This window comes from Amycolatopsis rhabdoformis, assembly GCF_035918295.1.
Classification (GTDB): Bacteria; Actinomycetota; Actinomycetes; order Mycobacteriales; family Pseudonocardiaceae; genus Amycolatopsis; species Amycolatopsis rhabdoformis.
This window is the reverse complement of record NZ_CP142149.1, coordinates 7013189-7030654: the sequence shown is the minus strand read 5'-3', so window position 1 is coordinate 7030654 and position 17466 is coordinate 7013189. Positions and strand designations below refer to the sequence as shown.

Annotated in this window: 15 protein-coding genes; 7 read left to right on the top strand and 8 right to left on the bottom strand. The window is 70.7% G+C overall.

The window, feature by feature from the left end; translation table 11 throughout:
- Positions 1–15: 15 nt before the first annotated feature.
- Complete coding sequence (locus VSH64_RS32375; protein ID WP_326566540.1) at positions 16–987, bottom strand: R2-like ligand-binding oxidase; 972 nt, start codon at positions 985–987, stop codon at positions 16–18.
- Positions 984–1595 (bottom strand): TetR family transcriptional regulator, encoded by a 612-nt coding sequence (locus tag VSH64_RS32370; RefSeq protein WP_326566539.1) that lies wholly within the window; start codon positions 1593–1595, stop codon positions 984–986. Before VSH64_RS32370 ends, VSH64_RS32375 begins: the two co-directional genes overlap by 4 nt.
- A gap of 100 nt (positions 1596–1695) precedes the next feature.
- Between VSH64_RS32370 and VSH64_RS32365 the strand changes: the two genes are divergently transcribed.
- Positions 1696–2301, top strand: coding sequence for an HAD family hydrolase (locus VSH64_RS32365; RefSeq protein ID WP_326566538.1), 606 nt, complete (start codon positions 1696–1698; stop codon positions 2299–2301).
- 33 nt (positions 2302–2334) lie between these two features.
- On the opposite strand, the gene VSH64_RS32360 is transcribed toward VSH64_RS32365, so the two are convergent.
- Positions 2335–2577 carry a hypothetical protein gene (locus VSH64_RS32360; protein WP_326566537.1) on the bottom strand — a complete coding sequence of 81 codons (243 nt, stop codon included), beginning with the start codon at positions 2575–2577 and terminating at the stop codon, positions 2335–2337.
- A gap of 132 nt (positions 2578–2709) precedes the next feature.
- Between VSH64_RS32360 and VSH64_RS32355 the strand changes: the two genes are divergently transcribed.
- A complete protein-coding gene (locus tag VSH64_RS32355) occupies positions 2710–3096 on the top strand; it encodes a cold-shock protein (RefSeq protein ID WP_220247185.1) in 387 nt (128 codons plus the stop codon).
- Between the two features lie 109 nt (positions 3097–3205).
- On the opposite strand, the gene VSH64_RS32350 is transcribed toward VSH64_RS32355, so the two are convergent.
- The 3 genes from VSH64_RS32350 to VSH64_RS32340 are packed head-to-tail and all read right to left on the bottom strand — an operon-like array spanning position 3206 to position 6532.
- Positions 3206–3682 (bottom strand): DUF2771 family protein, encoded by a 477-nt coding sequence (locus tag VSH64_RS32350; RefSeq protein WP_326566536.1) that lies wholly within the window; start codon positions 3680–3682, stop codon positions 3206–3208.
- A 10-nt stretch (positions 3683–3692) separates the two neighbouring features.
- Entirely contained in the window at positions 3693–5696 is a 2004-nt protein-coding gene (locus tag VSH64_RS32345; RefSeq protein ID WP_326566535.1) for an MFS transporter, read from the bottom strand.
- Positions 5697–5734: 38 nt separating this feature from the next.
- Entirely contained in the window at positions 5735–6532 is a 798-nt protein-coding gene (locus VSH64_RS32340; protein WP_326566534.1) for a glutaminyl-peptide cyclotransferase, read from the bottom strand.
- 51 nt (positions 6533–6583) lie between these two features.
- Here VSH64_RS32340 and VSH64_RS32335 point away from each other — a divergent pair, with 51 nt between their 5' ends.
- Together VSH64_RS32335 and VSH64_RS32330 are read left to right on the top strand one after the other, a co-directional pair.
- Positions 6584–8938 carry a DUF3027 domain-containing protein gene (locus VSH64_RS32335; RefSeq protein WP_326566533.1) on the top strand — a complete coding sequence of 785 codons (2355 nt, stop codon included), beginning with the start codon at positions 6584–6586 and terminating at the stop codon, positions 8936–8938.
- Between the two features lie 53 nt (positions 8939–8991).
- Positions 8992–11760, top strand: a complete 2769-nt coding sequence (locus tag VSH64_RS32330) for a sacsin N-terminal ATP-binding-like domain-containing protein (RefSeq protein WP_326838086.1) — start codon at positions 8992–8994, stop codon at positions 11758–11760.
- Between the two features lie 604 nt (positions 11761–12364).
- On the opposite strand, the gene VSH64_RS32325 is transcribed toward VSH64_RS32330, so the two are convergent.
- On the bottom strand, positions 12365–12592 hold the full coding sequence (locus VSH64_RS32325) for a DUF2530 domain-containing protein (protein ID WP_326838085.1): 228 nt from the start codon (positions 12590–12592) through the stop codon (positions 12365–12367).
- Between the two features lie 212 nt (positions 12593–12804).
- Here VSH64_RS32325 and VSH64_RS32320 point away from each other — a divergent pair, with 212 nt between their 5' ends.
- From VSH64_RS32320 to VSH64_RS32310, 3 genes are all read left to right on the top strand, one after another.
- Complete coding sequence (locus VSH64_RS32320; RefSeq protein WP_326566532.1) at positions 12805–14271, top strand: NCS2 family permease; 1467 nt, start codon at positions 12805–12807, stop codon at positions 14269–14271.
- Between the two features lie 88 nt (positions 14272–14359).
- A complete protein-coding gene (locus VSH64_RS32315) occupies positions 14360–14791 on the top strand; it encodes a MarR family winged helix-turn-helix transcriptional regulator (RefSeq protein WP_326566531.1) in 432 nt (143 codons plus the stop codon).
- A gap of 254 nt (positions 14792–15045) precedes the next feature.
- Positions 15046–16305 carry an MFS transporter gene (locus VSH64_RS32310; protein ID WP_326838084.1) on the top strand — a complete coding sequence of 420 codons (1260 nt, stop codon included), beginning with the start codon at positions 15046–15048 and terminating at the stop codon, positions 16303–16305.
- Positions 16306–16629: 324 nt separating this feature from the next.
- Here the strand turns inward: VSH64_RS32310 and VSH64_RS32305 are convergent, their stop codons facing one another.
- Entirely contained in the window at positions 16630–17442 is an 813-nt protein-coding gene (locus tag VSH64_RS32305; RefSeq protein WP_326566530.1) for an arylamine N-acetyltransferase family protein, read from the bottom strand.
- Positions 17443–17466 lie beyond the last annotated feature (24 nt).

Sequence of the window (17466 nt, the reverse complement as noted above, 5' to 3'; positions counted from 1 at the left end):
GGACGGCCACACCCGTCAGGAAGCCGCCGCCGCAGCTGCCTCCGCCAGCGCCTTCTCGTCCTCCTCGCCGAACGTCTCCTCCAGTTGCTCCGGCGAGTAATCCAGATCGATCTGCTCCACCGGCGTCCCCCGTGCTGACTCGATCGCGCCGAGGCGCCGCTGGGCGCGGTCCGCCGCGTACTGCAGGAGCTCGTCGGGGTCGTTGTCGAACGGGACTTCCTCGAACTGGTCCTGCACCCACTGGATCATGCCGAGCGCGTGGGGCAGCAGTTCGCCCATCCGTTGCTGCACGGCGTCCCACATCGAGTCGTCGGCGGCGACGTGGCGGCGGCAGGTGAAGGTGCCCCAGGCCATGTGGCGGCGTTCGTCGTCGCCGATGTGGCGGACGAGGTCCTGCATGCCGGGCAGGATCTGGTTCTGGGTGCAGATCAGTTGCCACGAGTAGTAACCCGTGAGCGCCAGGCTGCCTTCGATCACGTGGTTGTACGTGACGCTCGCGCGGATCTGGTTGAGCGGGCTCGGGTCCTCCGAGAGAGCGCGCAGCGACTGCGGCAGCTCCTCGTAGAAGAGCTTGCGGTAGTGGGGGTTCTCGGCGACGTAGGGGTGCAGGTCGTCGTCGAGGCCGACGGCGTCCATCCAGCGGCGGAAGACCTCGACGTGCTTGGCTTCCTCGAAGCAGAACTGCGTCAGGTACATCTCGTCGCCGAAGCGGCCGGTGGCGGACATCGCGCGCATGAACGGCTGGATGTCCTCCGTGACGGCCTCTTCGCCGGCGATGAACTGCGCGACGAGATACGTCGTGGAGCGCTGCTGTTCAGCTGTGAGGCTTTCCCAGCCCTCGCGTTCGCGGGAGAAGTCGAGATCGGCGGGGTTCCAGAACTTCTTGTTGCCCTTCACGAACAGGCGCAGCGGGAACGAGTCCCAGTTGAGCCCGCCCTTGCGCAGCGAGGAAAATCCGCTGCGCAACTCGGGGAGCGTGTCCGTCATGTCCGGCCCTTCCGTGTCACTCCATTGTGGACGAATGTGTCGATCGCCGGTGCCAGTACCGCCACCACGGCGTCGGCGGCCACCGTCGCCGAGTGCGTGGGCAGCACCAGGTGGCTCAGTGACAGCCGCACGATCGTCTCCGCCAGCAGTGCGGCGGACTCCTGCGACAGCCGGGGTTCCAGCGAGCGGTACTCCTGCGCCGCCAGTTCGGCGGCGGCGGTGAGGATGGGCTCGCCCTTGGTGGTGAGCAGGGGGAGCAGGTCTTCGCCGGCCTCGGTGCCGAGCGCGGCGGCCACCAGGCGGTTTTCGCGGGCGTGGTCGATGGTGTAGACGACGGCGCCGTGGATGCCGGTGATCAGCCCGTCGGCGCTTTCGAACCGGCGGCGGATGCCGTCGAGGAACTCCGCGGCGGTGCGCAGCGCCACGGCCTGCGCGAGCGCCGCCTTGCTGCCGAACTCGTTGTAGACGGTCTGCCTGCTCACGCCGGCGCGCGCCGCCACGTCGGCCATGCGCAGCGCCCGGTAGCCGCGGTCGGGGAGCAGGTCCGCGGCCGCGTCGAGCAGTGCTTCGCGCAGCGACGCCTTGGTGCGCTCGGTGAAGCTCGTCACACCGTCAGCTTGACACAGATCGTGTTCGTGTCAAGAAGGTTTACCGGCCACGATCGGCTGTACATCGGTCCTGTCGGTGCCTGCCGCTACGGTGACGAGCGTGGGCATCACCGTGGGCTTCGACCTGGACATGACACTGATCGACCCGCGGCCGGGCATGGTCGCGGCGATGAACGCGCTCGGCGTGGAATCGGGCCTGGCGCTCGACGGCGAGCACTTCGCCGCCAACCTCGGCCCGCCGCTCGACGACATCCTGCGCGGCTTCGAGGCGCCCGAGGAACGCATTCCCGGCCTCGTGGACCGGTTCCGCGTGCTCTACCCGGAGCTGGTCGTGCCGATCACGGTCGCGCTACCGGGTGCGGCCGAAGCGCTGAAGGCCGTGCGCGCGGCGGGCGGGCGCACACTCGTGGTCACCGGCAAGTACGGACCCAACGCGCGGCTGCACGTCGAGGCGCTGGGGCTGGAGGTCGACGAGCTCGTGGGCGAGCTGTGGTCCACGCAGAAGGCGGTGGCGCTCAAGGAGCACGACGCGCGCGCGTATGTCGGGGATCACCTCGGCGACGTGCGCGGTGCCCGCGCGGCCGGCGCGCTCGCGGTCGGTGTCGCCACGGGGCCGTGCACGCGGGAGGAACTGGTCGCCGAGGGAGCCGACGTGGTGTTCGGCTCGCTCACGGAGTTCCCGGGGTGGTTCGCCCGCACGTTCTGAAGCCCGGCCGGCCCCGGCTCGGCGGTGGTGCGGTCAGCCGTGTTTGCCGGCGCGCGCCTCGCGGACCAGCGCGATCAGGCCGAGCAGCAGGCCCAGCGGCGTCACCACGCCGGCGATGGCGCTGAGCCACACGGGCAGGTTCTCCAGCCCGGCGGCGAACATCACGAACACGGCCAGCACGGCGAGCAGGCCGATGGCGAACAGCCCGATCCCGAGCCGCATCAGGATCGGCTTGCCGGTCGCGCTCACGCCGGGCTGCTTCGCTGCGTTGTCCATAGCGCTGAGGGTAACGGCCGTATCCGCTTCTCCCCAGGGCATGTGGCGAGATACGCTAAGCGGACGCGCGCCCTGGGTACGCCCCCGGGCGCGTTCGTCGTGAGCAGCACAGAAGAAGGACTGGTGAGGGAAGTGCCGACCGGCAAGGTCAAGTGGTACGACGCGGAGAAGGGGTTCGGATTCGTCACGCAGGACGGCGGAGCCGATGTCTACATCCGCAAGGCCGCGCTGCCGCAGGGCGTCGAGGGGCTCAAAGCCGGGCAGCGGCTGGAGTTCGGCGTCGCCGACGGCCGTCGCGGGCCGCAGGCGCTCTCCGTCCGGCTGCTGGACCCGCCGCCGTCGGTCGCCGAAGCGCGCCGGCGTCCCGCCGAGGAACTGCACGGACTGATCGAGGACATGATCAAGCTCCTCGAGCTGAAGGTGCAGCCCGATCTGCGGCGCAACCGGTACCCGGATCGCAAGAACACCAAGCAGATCGCGGAGATCATGCGCGCGGTCGCCCGGGACATCGATCCCTGATCCCGCGCCGTGGTTCACTGAGCCGTTTCGCAGTGGTCGGTGAAGGGCTTGGCTTCCCTGAAGGAGCCCTTCACCGCTCATGCCGTGAAGGCGTGTCCCACGGGACCGCTCAAGCAGGCTGCACCTGAAGCGACCACAACGCCGACGTGATCGGCTCCGCGTCGTTCGGGTCACCGGTGCGGCTGACCACCGTGGCCTGCGCGATCTCCACCACCACGACCTGGTCGTCCTTGGTGGGCGGGGTGACCGTGTAGGCGAACTGGTCGCCGCTGGTGATGATCTCTTCCTTCAACGGCTGGGGCTCGCCCTTGCCGTTCACGAACTGCGCCGTGACCTTCCACGGTCCCTCTGCGATGTCCTTCGGCACGGAGATCTGCACCGAACGGCCCGGGCGCATCTTCAGCGTGCCCGCGGCACCCGGGTTGGCGGAGCACACGCCGTTGCTCAGGTCGCAGTTGCCGATGGGCCCGACGTTGATCGTGTGCCCGTCGCCGTAGAACGTCACCTGGTCCGGGCCGGGCGCCGAGCAGCCGGCCACGGTGAGACCACCGGCCGCGAGCACGGCCACCACAAGGGAACGTCGCATGGTCGAAAGATTACCGGCGCTCCCGCGGCAGACCCTGCGCGGGGAAGCTGCCGGTCGGTTCGGGCCGCAGTGGCCGGTTTCCGCCCAGCCCCGGCAGGAGCGAGCCGCCTCGCTGCACGAGGTAGGTCTGCGTGAGGCCGACGGCGAGCAGCACCGACACCACGAGGAAGCCGATCCAGTACGTCGGCGGCAGCAGCAGGCCCACGGCCCCGCCGATGCACCAGGCCAGCTGCAGCACCGTTTCCGACCGGCCGAACGCCGACGCGCGCGACTGCTCGGGCAGGTCCTCCTGGATCACGGCGTCGAGGCTGATCTTCGCGAGCGCGCTGGCCGTGGCGCCGACGAGGCCCACCACCGCGGCCGTGGCGAGACCGGGCAGCAGCGTGGCGATCAACGTCACACCCACACACGCGGTCACGCACCACACGATCACCTGGTCCGGCGCGCCGAACTGCAGGCGTGAGCCCAGTGCGTTGCCGACGAAGCCGCCCGCGCCGGCCGCGGCGCCGATGACGCCGAGCAGCAGCAGCTGCATGAACGGGCTGTGGCCCTGCCCCTCGGTCTGCGCCTTCACCGCGAACGCGGCGAACATCATGAGGAAGCCGGTGAGCACGCGCACGGATCCGTTGCCCCACAAGGCGACCACGATGTGGCGGCCCATCGGCTGGCGCTGCTTCTTCTGCTTCGGCTCGGGCCGCGCGGAAAGCGACGTGGGCACCTCGCCCTCGGTCACCTCGACCCACGACGGGATCCGCATCGACTGCACGGCCGCGGCCACGCAGATCAACGCGGTGAACCACAGCGCGCCGGCCGAACCGCTCAGCGCGCTGACCCCACTCGCCAGCGCGCCGAACACGCCGGCGGCGACGAGGCCGAAGATCGTGAGCCGCGCGTTGGTCTTCGACAGCGTGATCTCCGGCGGCACCACCCGCGGCGTGATCGCGGCCTTGAGCACGGTGAACGACTTCGACAGCACCATCATCCCGAGCGCGGCGGGGTAGAGCAGCCAGTCGTCGAAGTGCAGCGCCATCACCACGGCCATCAGGCCCTGGCCGATCGACGCCACACACATCGCGAGACGGCGGCCGCGCTGGATCTTGTCCAGGGCCGGGCCGATCACGGGCGCGACGAGCGCGAAGGGCGCGATGGTGATCAGCAGGTAGAGCGCCACCTTGCCCTTGCTCTCGCCGCTGGTGGCGGCGAAGAAGAGCGTGTTGGCCAGCGCGATGGCCATGGCGGCGTCGCTGGCGTAGTTGAGCATCACCGCGTACATCAGCGACGTGAGGCCCGACTTGTCCGCGCCGTCCGCCTTGGTGGCGCGCTGGAACATGCCGATGGCCTGGCCGCTCAGCTGCCGGCTGCGCAGCGCCGCGACGCGCGTGACGGTGATCTTCTTCGGCAGCTTCGGGATCGAGCCCGCGCCGGGCACGGCCGTGGTGCGCAGTTCCTCGTCGCGCTCGGGCTCGACGCGGGGCTCACCCGCGTAGCCGCCGGTGTCGTAGTGCTCGTACTCGGCGCTGCGCTCTCGCCGCGGGCGCACCGGCTCGGTGCGCTGGTCCTGCGGCGGGTACGGCCGGGCGCCGCGCGGCGGTGGCGCGCGGTGGCCGAGCGGGACGGCGCCGGTGGGGGCGTCGTCGGCCGTCGGGGAGCGGTGGTCGTCGTAGAACGCGCTGCGCGGGCGGGCCGCTCGGTCCTCGGCGGGTTCGGGCCGGGGTTCGTAGCGTTCGGGCCGGGCGCGCGGCGGGGGCTCGGCGGCGGGCCGGGCGGGCGCCTCGGGGGCGACGTGCCTGGTCCGGTCCTCGGCGCGGTCACGCGGCACGTGCCGCGTCGGCGGCTCAGGCGGATGCACGGCCGGGTCGATGCGCGTGGCGTGCGGCGGCGAGTCCCGCCAGGAGCGGGCCTGGGCGGCGCTCGGCTCCGGCGTCCACTTGCGCTTGGACTTGCGGCCGCGACCCTTGCCCGACCGCCCTGAGAAGGTGCCGTCGGGTTCGGAGTGCGAACCGAAGAGTGCCACGGGTCAATCCTGCCTCATCGGGGTGCGGTTGCGCCGCGTCACGTGCCGTTCTGTGTCCCGGACGCCGCCGTCGGGACGAACCTCACCCGGTACGTCGTGGGCCAGAGCTTGCCCGTGACGAGGAATTCGTCGGTGCCGGGCACGGCGGCGATGCCGTTGAGCACGTCTTCGCCGGGGTTCACGGGCGTGCGCAGCCCGCTCGCGTCGATGCGGCCGGTGATCTGCCCGGTGGTGGCGTTGATGCGGAGGATGGTGCCGGTTTTCCACACGTTCGCGTACACCGTGTCACCGACGCACTCGAGTTCGTTGAGCTGGTCCACCCCGACGTCGACGCTGCCGGTGACCGCAAACGTCTGCGGGTCACGGAACGTGAGCGTCGAGGTGCCGTTGCTCATCACCAGGCGACCGCTCGGCTGGTGGCACAGGCCCCAGCCCTCGCCGTCGAACGGCACGCGGCGCAGCTCGGCGAGCGTCTTCGAGTCGCGTTCGATGGCGAAGCCGTCCTGCCAGGTGAGCTGCCACAGCTTGGGCCCGAGGATCGTGATGCCCTCGGCGAACAGCGGCGACGGCAGCGCCACCCGCGTGGTCGGCGCCTGGCCGGCCGGGCCCGCGGTGAGCGCGGACTCGCCGGAGAGGCCACGGCTCTCGTACAGCGTGGTGCCGGAGAACTCGAGGCCCTCGGTGAAGGCCGACGTGTCGTGGGGCAGCGTCTGCACGACCTGCACGGTGAGCTCTTCGGGCGGAGGTTGCGTGGCTTGCGTGCCGGCGCAGCCGCCGAGGAGGGCCACCGCCAGCAGCGGCCAGATCAACACGGTTCGCGTCGGGGGAGTGCGCACACCGAATAGCCTGGCACGGGCGCCGCGGATGCGTGCGGCACAATTGGGGGTATGACGTTGCTGTTGACCCTGGACGACGGCTCTATCCAGCGCAAGCTCGCGGACGCGGAAGACGTTGCGCGCGCGGCTGTGCTGGCGGACGCCCCGGCCGAGCAGGTCGGCGAGCACGTCGGCGTGAACTCCGAGGACGCCGTTTCGGCGACCCACCTGTTCGAGGCGTCGGTGCCCGGCTACCGCGGCTGGCACTGGGCCGTCACGCTCGCCGCCGCCGGCCTGGACGAGCCCGTGACCGTGAGCGAGCTGGCCCTGCTGCCCGGCCCGTCGTCCCTCGTGGCGCCCACCTGGGTGCCCTGGGAGCGGCGCGTGCGCGCCGGCGACCTCGGCGTGGGCGACATCTTCCCCACCGACAAGGACGACCCGCGCCTCGCGCCGGCCTACCTGCAGTCCGACGACCCGGCCGTCGAAGAGGTCGCCCACGACGTCGGCCTGGGCCGCGTCCACGTCCTCTCCCGCCTCGGCCGCCAGGACGCCGCCACCCGCTGGCACGGCGGCGAGTTCGGGCCGCGGTCGGACATGGCCCGGAGTGCGCCCGCTACTTGTGGGACCTGTGGGTTCTTCGTGCCGCTGGCCGGGTCCCTGCGCGGGGCGTTCGGCGTGTGCACCAACGACATCGCACCGGCGGACGGGCACGCGGTGGACGTCGAGTACGGGTGTGGCGCGCATTCGGAGGTGGAGGTCGAGATCACCTCCTCGATCCCGGTGGCCGAACTGGTTTACGACGACTCGTTGATCGACTTCGTGTCGGATGTGGCTGAGTCGTCTGCTGCTGCTGAGTCGGTTTCGGACGATGTGGCTTCGGACGGTGCCGAGGCTTCGGTTCCGGCTTCGGTCATCGCGGATGCTGCCACGGCGGCTGCGGTTGAGACGGCCACCGAGGCGACCGCGGAGCCCGAGGCTGCTGCCGAGGTGGCCGCGGCTGAGGTGGCGGTCGAGGAGACTGCTGTTTCGGTGCCGGCTCCTGAAGGGGCTTCCGATTCGGCCGCGGCTTCTGAAGCGGCTCCCGTTTTGGAAGCGCCTGCGGCTTCTGTGGAGGCTTCGGCTCCTGGCGAGGCTTCGGTTTCGCCGGAGGCCCTCTCGGTCACCGAAACCCCAGCCGCTGCAACTTTGTCGACAAACGCTGCGGCCGAATCCACCGGCTCTGCCACCTCGACGCCCGAGGCGCCGACCTCCTCGGAGGCTCTTGCGGCTCCGGCCACCGAGACTGTCGCCGAGTCGACCGAGGTTGCTCAGCCGGAGACCGCGGCCGCGGGCATCGCGGCGGCCGAGGCCTCGGCCCCGGAGTCGACTTCGGACGACACCACCGCCGCTCCAGTCGCCGAGGTCGTTTCACCGGACGCCGCCACCGAGCCGGTAGCGATCGCTCCCGCCGAGTCGGTCGTGGCCCCCGCGGCCCCCGCCGGCGAGACCACCGCGACCGACACCAACTCGGCAACGCCCGACACGGCGCCCGTCGCCAGCGAGTCGGCCACCACGGAGCCCGCTACGGCAGAGTCGGCCACGGCGCCGGAGATCCCGACCGTTTCCGCCGCCGAACCGGCGACCGAAACCGCCGCGCCGGAAGCGACCACCGCGGACGCATCCACCGGCGACTCCACCTCCGCGGCTGAAGCAACTGAAGCGCCTGAAGCAACTCCGGGCACCGCCTCGGCCCAGCTCGCCGAAGCGACGCTGACTGCCGAAGCGGCTGAAGAAGCCCGCGCAGCCGTAGCGACCGAGTCCGCCGCGGCACCCCACGCCGCTGAAAGCGCCGAAGCCACTGAAGCGGCTTCGGCCGCTGGCGTAAGCCAGGTTGGCGAAGCTGCTTCGGCAGTTGAAGCGGCCCAGTCCAGCGAAGCGACCGAAGCTGCGGACGGGCCTCAGGTTGAGGCGGCACCTCTCGGCGCCGAAGCGGCCGGATCCGCTGAAGCGGCCCCGGCTGCCGACAACGCTGAAGCGGGCCAGGTCTCCGAAGTGTCCGAAGTGGCGCCGGTGGTTGAAGCGGGTCACGTGACCGAAGCGGAGCCGGTGGCTGAGGCTGCGTCGGCGGTCGAAGCGGCTGAAGGTGTTGAGGTGCGCGAAGGTGCTCCGGCAGCTGAGGCAGCTGGAGAGGCCGAAGCGGCTGAATCGCGCAGTGGTGAAGGCGAGAGCGAGAGCGAGAGCGAGAGCAGCATCGCGAGCAGCGCCGAGACCACCGTCGACACCACCGCCGCGAGCACCACTGTCGTGAGCACCACCGAGGGCGACTCCGCCGGCATCACCCACGACGCCACCCCGGAAATCACCCAAGACACCACCCAGAACGTCACCCGCGACACCACTCCGGACTCCACCCCGGGCACCACCGAGAGCGGTGACAGCCTCCGGTGAGTGAGGGTGTGGGCGCGGCGGATCCGTTCGGTACGGAGTGTCTGCGGGAGGCGATGCTGCGCGCGTGGCGGGATTCGCCGACGCGGTTCACCGAGGACACCAACGCGGAGCGCGACCTGAGGGTCGGGGCGTATCGCGATCGGCTGTTCGTGGAGTTGGCGCAGAACGCGGCGGATGCGGCGTTGGCGGCGGGCGAGCCCGGGCGCGTGCGAGTGTCCGTTGTGGACGGTGAGCTGAGGTTCGCCAACACCGGGGCGCCGCTGGATGTGCGGGGTGTGGAGTCGTTGGCGTCGTTGCGGGCGTCGGCGAAGGAGGTGGGCACGGTTGGGCGGTTCGGCGTCGGGTTCGCGGCCGTGTTGACCGTGTCCGATGAGCCGCGGGTGGTGTCGCGGTCGGGTGGGGTGCGGTTTTCCGCGGGGATGACGCGGGAGGTGGCCGGGCGCAGCGGTGACGTGCCCGTGTTGCGGCTGCCGTGGCCGGTTGATGAGGTGCCGCCCGAGGGGTTTGACACTGAGGTGCGGTTGCCGTTGCGGGAGCCGGAGAGCGGGAAAGCCCTCCTGGACGCCCTGGCGGAAGAGGTTTCCGATCTGCTGCTGGCTTTGCCGTGGTTGGCCGAGGTCGAAGTGGACGGTCGCGTGTGGACACGCGAAGGCGTGGACGAAGTGCAGATCACCGGGCCGGAAAAGAGCCGGCGGTGGCTGACGCACGAGGGCTGGGCCGTGCCGATCGATCGGGACGGCGTGCCGCAGCCGCTGGAAGACGACGTGTTGCACGCGCCGACGCCGACGGACGAGGCGTTGTCGCTGCCGGCGCGGTTGATCGCGCCCGTGCCGCTGGAGCCGTCGCGGCGGAGGGTGTTGCCGGGGGCGGCGCTGGATGAAGCACTGGCTGCGGCGGCGAAGAAGTACGTCGGGCTGGTGAAGGCGTTGCCGCACCAGCACCGGTTCGCGCTTGTGCCGCAAGCGGGGTTTCCGCGGTCCACAGTGGACGCCAGTCTGCGGGACCAGGTGTTCGCGGAGCTGGCCATGCAGCCGTGGCTGTCCACGTTGGACGGCAAGGAAGTCTCGGGCCGGCAGGCCAAGGTGCTCGACGTCGACGTGCCTGGGCTGCCGCAGTTGCTCGTGGATCTGGTGCCGGGGCTTGTCGAGGCGCCGCAGGGTGCGGTGCGCACGCTGAAACCCGTTTCGGCGCAAGAGATCGCCATCGAAGACGTGCTGGACGTGCTCACCGGCATCGACCGCGAACCCGGGTGGTGGCACCGGCTCTACGCGGCACTCGCCGTCGCGGTGGACACGCACGACGTGTCGCCGGCGCAGCTCGACGGGCTGCCCGTGCCGCTGTCGGATGGACGCACGCTGCCGGGCGCGCGCGGCACGCTGCTGCTCGACGGATCCAACGAACTGCTCGAACTTCTGTCCGATGTGGACGTTCCGGGGCTGCGGCTGGTGCACCCCGCCGCGGCGCACCCGTTGCTGGAACGCTTGGGTGCCAAGCATGCCGACGCTCGCCAGCTGCTCGAAGCCGAGCAGGTCCAGTACGCCGTGGAGCGCAGTGTCGAGGACGTCCGGTCCGGTTTGGACGGGATGAACCTCGCCGGCGCCGTGCTGCGACTGATCACGGAGTGCGGCGACGACGCACCCGAGTGGGCCGGCTCGCTCGCCCTGCCCGCGGAGGACGGCTGGCGCCGGGCCGACGAGCTCGTGCTGCCGAATTCGCCGCTGCTGGACATCTTCGACCCCGAAGTGTTCGAAGAGGACGGTGCGCTGTCCGTGCTCGACGACGAGTTCGCCGAGGACTGGCCACAGTCGACCCTCGAAGCGGTGGGCGTGCTCGACTCGTTCGCCGTGATCAGCGACGAAGAGCCGCACGAGCCCGACCACGGCCTGCCGGACGAAGAAGGCTGGTGGGACTCGTTCGAGCAGCCGCCGACGACCGTCCTCGCCATCCGCGACCTCGACCTCGTCGCCGACGACACCTGGCCCGCGGCGCTGCGCCTCATCGCGGCGCGCCCCGAGACGTGGCAGGCGCTGCACGCGCCCGACGGTCACGCCGGCTGGTGGCTCGCCCGCTACGCCCTGCTGGCCGGCGAAGCGCCTGGCTCCTGGCGCCTGCCCGCCGCGGCCGACCTGGCCGGCCTCTACGACGAGGTGCCCGACCTCGGCCTCACCGCCGAACTGCTGCAGGCTGCCGGGGTCCGGACCACGCTGGACCTCGCCACGGCCGAAGACGTCACCGACCTGCTCGACCGCCTCGGCGACCCCGACCGCACGCTCACCCCGGGCCTCGCCGCGCGCGCCCACCGCGCGCTCGTGCAGTCACCCGTGGACGTGGATGACCTCGACGCGCCGGTCCGCGTCCGCGCGGCCGACGCGAGCGTGGCCGACGCCGACAAAGCCGTGGTCCTCGACCTCCCGTGGCCGGCCTCGGCGCTCGACGCCGCCCGGATCGTGGCCGCCCCCGAAGACCCCGAACGCCTCGCCGACCTGCTCGACCTGCCCCGCGCGAGCACCCTCCCCAGCGCGGTCACCAGCACCGGCGAATACGTCGCCTGGGCCGATCTGCCCGCGATCCGCCTCGTCGCCGACCAGCTCGGCCTCCCCGTCCCCGACGGCGGCCCGCTGCTGCACGACGTCCTCACCGTCACCGTCGACGGCACCACCGCCGACGTCCCGTGGTGGTCGGACGAGGACCACCGCCTGCACGCCGCGGACACGTCGGAAGGTCTGGCCCGCGCCTTCGCCTGGGCCACGGACCGCTGGAGCGAGCGCTACCGGATCACCGCGCTCCTGGACGACCCGGCGCCGCACACGCTGCTGAACTGACCCGGAACGCGGCAAGCACGCCGGGTACCGCAGTCGGCTGGTCTGGCCATGGCCGAATCCGGGAGAAGCTGCAGTCACCGGGGCAGGATCGCCGCGCTCGGGGATTGCGCGCCGCGCACGCTGTCCGACTGGTCTGCGCGCCCCGAGGGTGAGTGAACGGAGTCTCGGCCGCCCGGGTCTGGCCGCAGCCGAATCCAGGAGAACGGCAGTTGCCGGGGCAGGATCGCCGGGCTCGGTGATTCCGTGCCGCGCATGCTGTCGGACAGGCCTGAGCGGCCCCAACACGAGTGACCGGAACCTCGGCCGCCCGGTCTCGTCGTGGCCGAATCCGGGAGAGCTGCAGTTGCCGGGGCAGGATCACCGCGCTCGGGGATTACGCGACGCGCACGGTGTCGGGCTGGCCTGAGCGGCACGAGCCCGAGTGACCGGAATCTCGGCCGCGCGGTCTGGCCGTGGCCGAATCCGGTGGAAGCAGCAGTTACCGGGACCGGATCGCCGAGCTCGCTGATCGCGCTCCACACACGCTGCTGGGCTGACCCGAGCAGCGCCACCGGCAACCGAAATCGCAGCCGGTTGATCCGGACGCGCCGGAAATCGGCGGAAACTACAGTCGCTGAGCTGACTTCGAGCCGCGGCGGGCCGCGGCGCGCTGCCAGAAGATGATGCCGAAGCCGATGAAGCCCAGGACGATGCCGGCGAAGGCCGTCCAGACCCAGACGCCGTCGGTGGCGAAAAAGAGCACCACCAGTGCGACCGCCCAGAGTGAGGTACCTACGATCACCACCGGAGTCAGGTCGGTCAGGCGCTTGGGCAGGTCCGGCGTGTGCCGCAACGTGCCCGCGGCCTCCGCGGGATTGATCGGTTCGTCCACGGGGTGAAGGCTACCCCGGGCGTCCGGGCGCGCGGCGACACCGGACGTGGTCCGACGGCACCGGACATGGCACCACCGACCGCCGGCACCACCAAGGCACCACCGAAACAGCACCACCGAAACAGCAGCACGGCACCGAGGCAGCACGGCAGCGAGCAGGACAGGGGCAGGTCATGACGGACCAGCGCGTGAAGGAGAACGTGTCCACTCTGGACCGCTTCTTCAAGATCACCGAACGTGGCTCCACGCCAGGGCGTGAAGTCCGCGGTGGTGTCGTCACGTTCGTGACCATGGCCTACATCGTGGTGCTCAACCCGCTCATCATCGGCAGCTTCGCCGCGAACACGCCCTCGGCGCACGCCGACGTGCTCGGCCACATCCTGCCGGTGCCGGCCGTCGCCGCGGTCACGGCGCTGGTGGCCGGCGTGATGACGATCCTGATGGGTCTGGTGGCCAACTACCCGTTCGCCATCGCGACCGGTCTGGGCCTCAACAGCCTGCTGGCCGTCACGCTCGCGCCGCAGATGACGTGGCCCGAGGCGATGGGCCTGGTGGTGATCGAGGGCGTGATCATCGTGCTGCTGGTGCTCACCGGCTTCCGCACGGCCGTGTTCCGCGCGGTGCCGCCGGCGCTCAAGTCGGCGATCGCGGTGGGCATCGGGTTGTTCATCTGCCTCATCGGCCTCGTCGACGCCGGCTTCGTGCGCCGCCTGCCGGACGACGCGCACACCACCGTGCCGGTCGGGCTCGGCATCAACGGCTCGGTCGCCTCCTGGCCCACGGCCGTGTTCGTGGTCGGCCTGCTGCTCACCGCGATCCTCGTGGCCAAGAAGGTCAAGGGCGCGATCCTGATCGGCGTGCTGAGCTCGACGGTGCTGGCCATCGTGGTCGAGGCGATCGTGAAGGCCGGCCCGTCCAACGGCACCGATCCCAAAGGCTGGAACCTCGGCTACCCGGCACTGCCGAGCAACGTCGTCGGCGTGCCGGACCTCTCGCTCGTCGGCGACGTGTCGTTCGGCGCCTGGACGCGGCTGCCGATCATCACCGTCGTCCTGCTCGTGTTCACGCTCGTGCTCGCCGACTTCTTCGACGCCATGGGCACCATGACGGGCCTCGGCAAGGAAGCCGGCCTGATCGGCAAGGACGGGCAGCTGCCGAACGTCGGGCGCGCGCTGTTCGTGGAAGGCCTCGCGGGCGCGGCCGGCGGCTTCGGCTCGGCCAGCTCCAACACCGTGTTCGTGGAGTCCGCGTCCGGCATCGCCGAAGGCGCGCGCACGGGCCTGGCCAACGTCGTGACCGGCGTGCTCTTCCTCGCCGCCATGTTCCTCACGCCGCTCTACCAGGTCGTGCCGGTGGAAGCCGCCGCGCCGGCGCTGGTGGTCGTGGGCGCGCTGATGATGGGCCAGGTCCGCGACATCGATTTCACGGACTTCTCGATCGCGCTGCCGGCCTTCCTCACGATCGTCGTAATGCCGTTCACCTACTCCATCGCCAACGGCATCGGCGCCGGCTTCGTGAGCTACGTCGTGATCCGCGCCGCCACAGGCAAGGCCCGCCAGGTGCACCCGCTGATGTGGGTCATCGCGGTGGCGTTCGTGGCGTACTTCGCGGTGGGTCCGATCCAGGCCGCGCTGAGCTGAGCGAACGGCGCCGTCCTGAGCTGTGCGTGATCGCCGGAGGTGGCGGGGTTCACCCTCCGGCGCCATTTTCGTGAGGTAAGCTAACTATATGTCCGGCGACACGCATGAGCGCTCCCTCGCGAGCCGTCTGCGTCTCGCGGTGGTCCGGCTCAACCGCCGGCTCCGGGCTCAGCGCGTGGGCGACGACGTCACGTTGACGCAGACCGCGGCGCTGTCCACCTTGCACAAGTGCGGTCCGCTGACGCCCGGTCAGCTGGCCGCCAAGGAAGGCGTCCAGCCGCCCTCGATGACGAGGGTGATCGCCGCGCTCGAGGAGATGGGGTTCGTCGAGCGCAGGCCCCACCCGACCGACGGGCGGCAGGCCATCGTCGAGCTGTCCGACAGCGGGCTGGCCTTCGTGAAGAAGGCCATTTCGGTGCGGGAGGCGTGGCTGGATCGGCAATTGGCCGAACTCGGCGAGGAAGAGCTCGAAGTGCTCTCCCGCGCCGCTGAGATCATCGACAGGATGGCGGGGAACTAACACCGGTGGCGACCACGGGTAGCGAAGCAGAGCGTACGACCGAAACCGTTGCTACCCGGGACACGGCGCCACAGCCGGCCAGCCCGCCCACGTCCGGACCACCCGGCACCCCAGCCCAGCGCACGGCCGCCTCAGGCACGCCGAGCACGACAGGCACCCCGAGCACCCCCGCGAGCCGGCCCGACGGCGCCGACCGCGTGCCCCGGGAACCGGCCGAACCCGACAGACCCGTGGAGCCCAAGCGCGGCAAGGGCATGTTCGCGTCGCTGCGCGTGCGCAACTACCGGCTGTTCTTCACCGGCCAGGTCATCTCGAACGTCGGCACCTGGATGCAGCGCATCGCCCAGGACTGGCTGGTGTTCCAGCTCTCCGGCAACAACCCGGTCGCCCTCGGCATCGCCGTCGCGTTCCAGTTCACGCCGACGCTGTTGCTCTCGCTGCAGGCCGGCGTGCTCGCCGACCGCGTGGACAAGCGGCGGCTGCTGATCCTCATCCAGAGCATCAACTGCGTGCAGGCGACTCTGCTGGGTGTGCTGGACCTGACCGGGGTCGTGCAGATCTGGCACGTGTACCTGCTGTGCATGATGCTCGGCATCACCTCGGCCATCGAGGTGCCCACGCGCCAGTCGTTCGTCGCCGAGATGGTGGGCCGCGACCAGATCGCCAACGCCGTGGCGCTCAACTCCTCGATCTTCAACCTGGCTCGCATCGTCGGCCCGGCCATCGCCGGGTTCGCGATCACCTGGGTCGGCACGGGCTGGCTGTTCCTCGCCAACGCGGTGAGCACCATCGCCGTGGTCACCGGGCTCGCGATGATGAATCCCGCCAAGCTCTTCCGCGGCCCCGCGATCCCCCGCGCGAAGGGCCAGCTCATGGAGGGGCTGCGCTACGTGCGCCACCGCTCCGACCTGGTCACGGTGATGGTGCTGATGTTCTTCGTCAGCACGTTCGGCATCACCTACTTCACGTCGCTGCCGATCGTCGCCGCCAACGTCTTCCACACCCAGGCCGACGGTTACGGGCTGTTGTCCACGCTCGTCGCGGTGGGGACGTTCGTGGGCGCTCTGCTGTCCGCGCGCCGCGGGATCAAGAGCCGCCCCCGCGTACGGCTCATGCTGATCTCCGGGGCGCTGCTCGGCCTGTTCGAGTTCATCACGGCGTTCATGCCGACGTACCTGGCGTTCGGCATCGGCCTCATCCCGCTCGGCTTCGCCACCATCACGTTCCTGAACACGGCCAACGCACTCGTGCAGACGTCCGTCTCCCCGGAGATGCGCGGCCGCGTGATGGGCATCTACGTGCTCGTGCTCATCGGCGGCAACCCGATCGGCGGCCCGATGACCGGCTGGATGGCCGACGCGTTCGGCGGCCGCTCGCCGTTCTACATCGGCGGCGCGATCTCGCTGATCGCCGCGGTGGTGTGCGCGCTGGTGCTGATCCGGCGCGGCGGCGTGAGCCTGCCGGTGCGGCGGTTCGGCAACGGTCTGCGCGTGCTCAAGCGCGAACGCGTCTGACGGCTCCTGCCGGGCCGCACCCCGGTCCGTGGCTCCATCTCGCTCCGTGAAGGGCGCCTTGAGGGATTCAGGTCTCTGGAGGCGCCCTTCACGGCGTTCGGGGGCGTCTCCAGCGCGCAAGGGGTCACTCGGACGAGTGAGAGGTGGGTCTCCGCAAGAGGGGGCTTGCCCGTTCGTATGAGGTTAGGCTAACCTCATACATGTCCGCTTCGTGGTGGGAGCGGCAGTCAGTTCGGGAACGGACGGAGCCCCGCACCTGGGAACCCCAGGGGCGGGGCTCCGTTCATAACGGGGCCCTTTCGGCCGGCTAGGCCGAAGAATCCCTCATGACGGGTTCATGGTCGGGTCGGCCGCCGGCTCCGTCAAGAGGTGCTCACCTGGTGGGGTGGGCAGCCGCGACAGCTCGATGCCGAAGTACACGCGGTACGCGGTGCGCACCGCGTCGTCGGTGGCCAGCAGCACCTCGTTGCGCACGCCGTCCACGGTCTCGATCAGCCGGTGGCCCGACAGCGTCACGCGGCCCTGCGACGTCGGCCGCGAGCAAGTGAGCCGGCGGGTGAAGCCCGACTGCGGCGAGGTCGACTGCCACCACGCCATCGGCACGAAGTCCGAGAGCGGCCGGGTGCGCTGCTCCAGGCGGAACGTGGGCTTGCCGTCCATCAGCACGTCGACATCGCCGAACGGGGCGTCCAGGAACAGGAACTCGCCGTCGAGGTCGCGCTGCACCTCCACGGCCGCCAGGCGCAGCGGGCCGCGGCTGAACCGGCCGAACCCGACGTCCACGAGCCACTGCTCGCCCTCCAGCGTCACCACCACGGCCACGTGGTCCAGCGGCGGCCCGGGCACCCCCTCGCCGGTGAAAACCTGGGCGCCGTGCAGCGCGGCGTCGAAGCCGAGCTCGCGCAGGAGGGCTGCGAAGAGGCCGTTGAGTTCGTAGCAGAACCCGCCGCGGCGGCGGCGCACGATCTTGTCGAACAACGCGTCCTCGGTCAGCTCGATGGGCTCACCGAGGTGCACGCTCAGGTTCTCGAACGGCACGCGTTCGAGGTGGCGTTCCTGCAGCTGCCGCAGCGTCGCGAGGTCGGCCTCGGCGGGCAGGGCGAGGTCGAGGCGGGCGAGGTAGGCGTCGACGTCCATGGCCCCAGCCTCACACCTGAAGTG

Excerpts from the sequence above, each read along its gene's own strand:
- VSH64_RS32315 (WP_326566531.1), top strand. The coding sequence starts at position 14,360 with ATGTCCGGCGACACGCATGAGCGCTCCCTCGCGAGCCGTCTGCGTCTC.
- VSH64_RS32330 (WP_326838086.1), top strand. The coding sequence starts at position 8,992 with ATGCTGCGCGCGTGGCGGGATTCGCCGACGCGGTTCACCGAGGACACC.
- VSH64_RS32360 (WP_326566537.1), bottom strand. The coding sequence starts at position 2,577 with ATGGACAACGCAGCGAAGCAGCCCGGCGTGAGCGCGACCGGCAAGCCG.
- VSH64_RS32335 (WP_326566533.1), top strand. The coding sequence starts at position 6,584 with ATGACGTTGCTGTTGACCCTGGACGACGGCTCTATCCAGCGCAAGCTC.
- VSH64_RS32350 (WP_326566536.1), bottom strand. The coding sequence starts at position 3,682 with ATGCGACGTTCCCTTGTGGTGGCCGTGCTCGCGGCCGGTGGTCTCACC.
- VSH64_RS32305 (WP_326566530.1), bottom strand. The coding sequence starts at position 17,442 with ATGGACGTCGACGCCTACCTCGCCCGCCTCGACCTCGCCCTGCCCGCC.
- VSH64_RS32375 (WP_326566540.1), bottom strand. The coding sequence starts at position 987 with ATGACGGACACGCTCCCCGAGTTGCGCAGCGGATTTTCCTCGCTGCGC.
- VSH64_RS32310 (WP_326838084.1), top strand. The coding sequence starts at position 15,046 with ATGTTCGCGTCGCTGCGCGTGCGCAACTACCGGCTGTTCTTCACCGGC.
- VSH64_RS32320 (WP_326566532.1), top strand. The coding sequence starts at position 12,805 with ATGACGGACCAGCGCGTGAAGGAGAACGTGTCCACTCTGGACCGCTTC.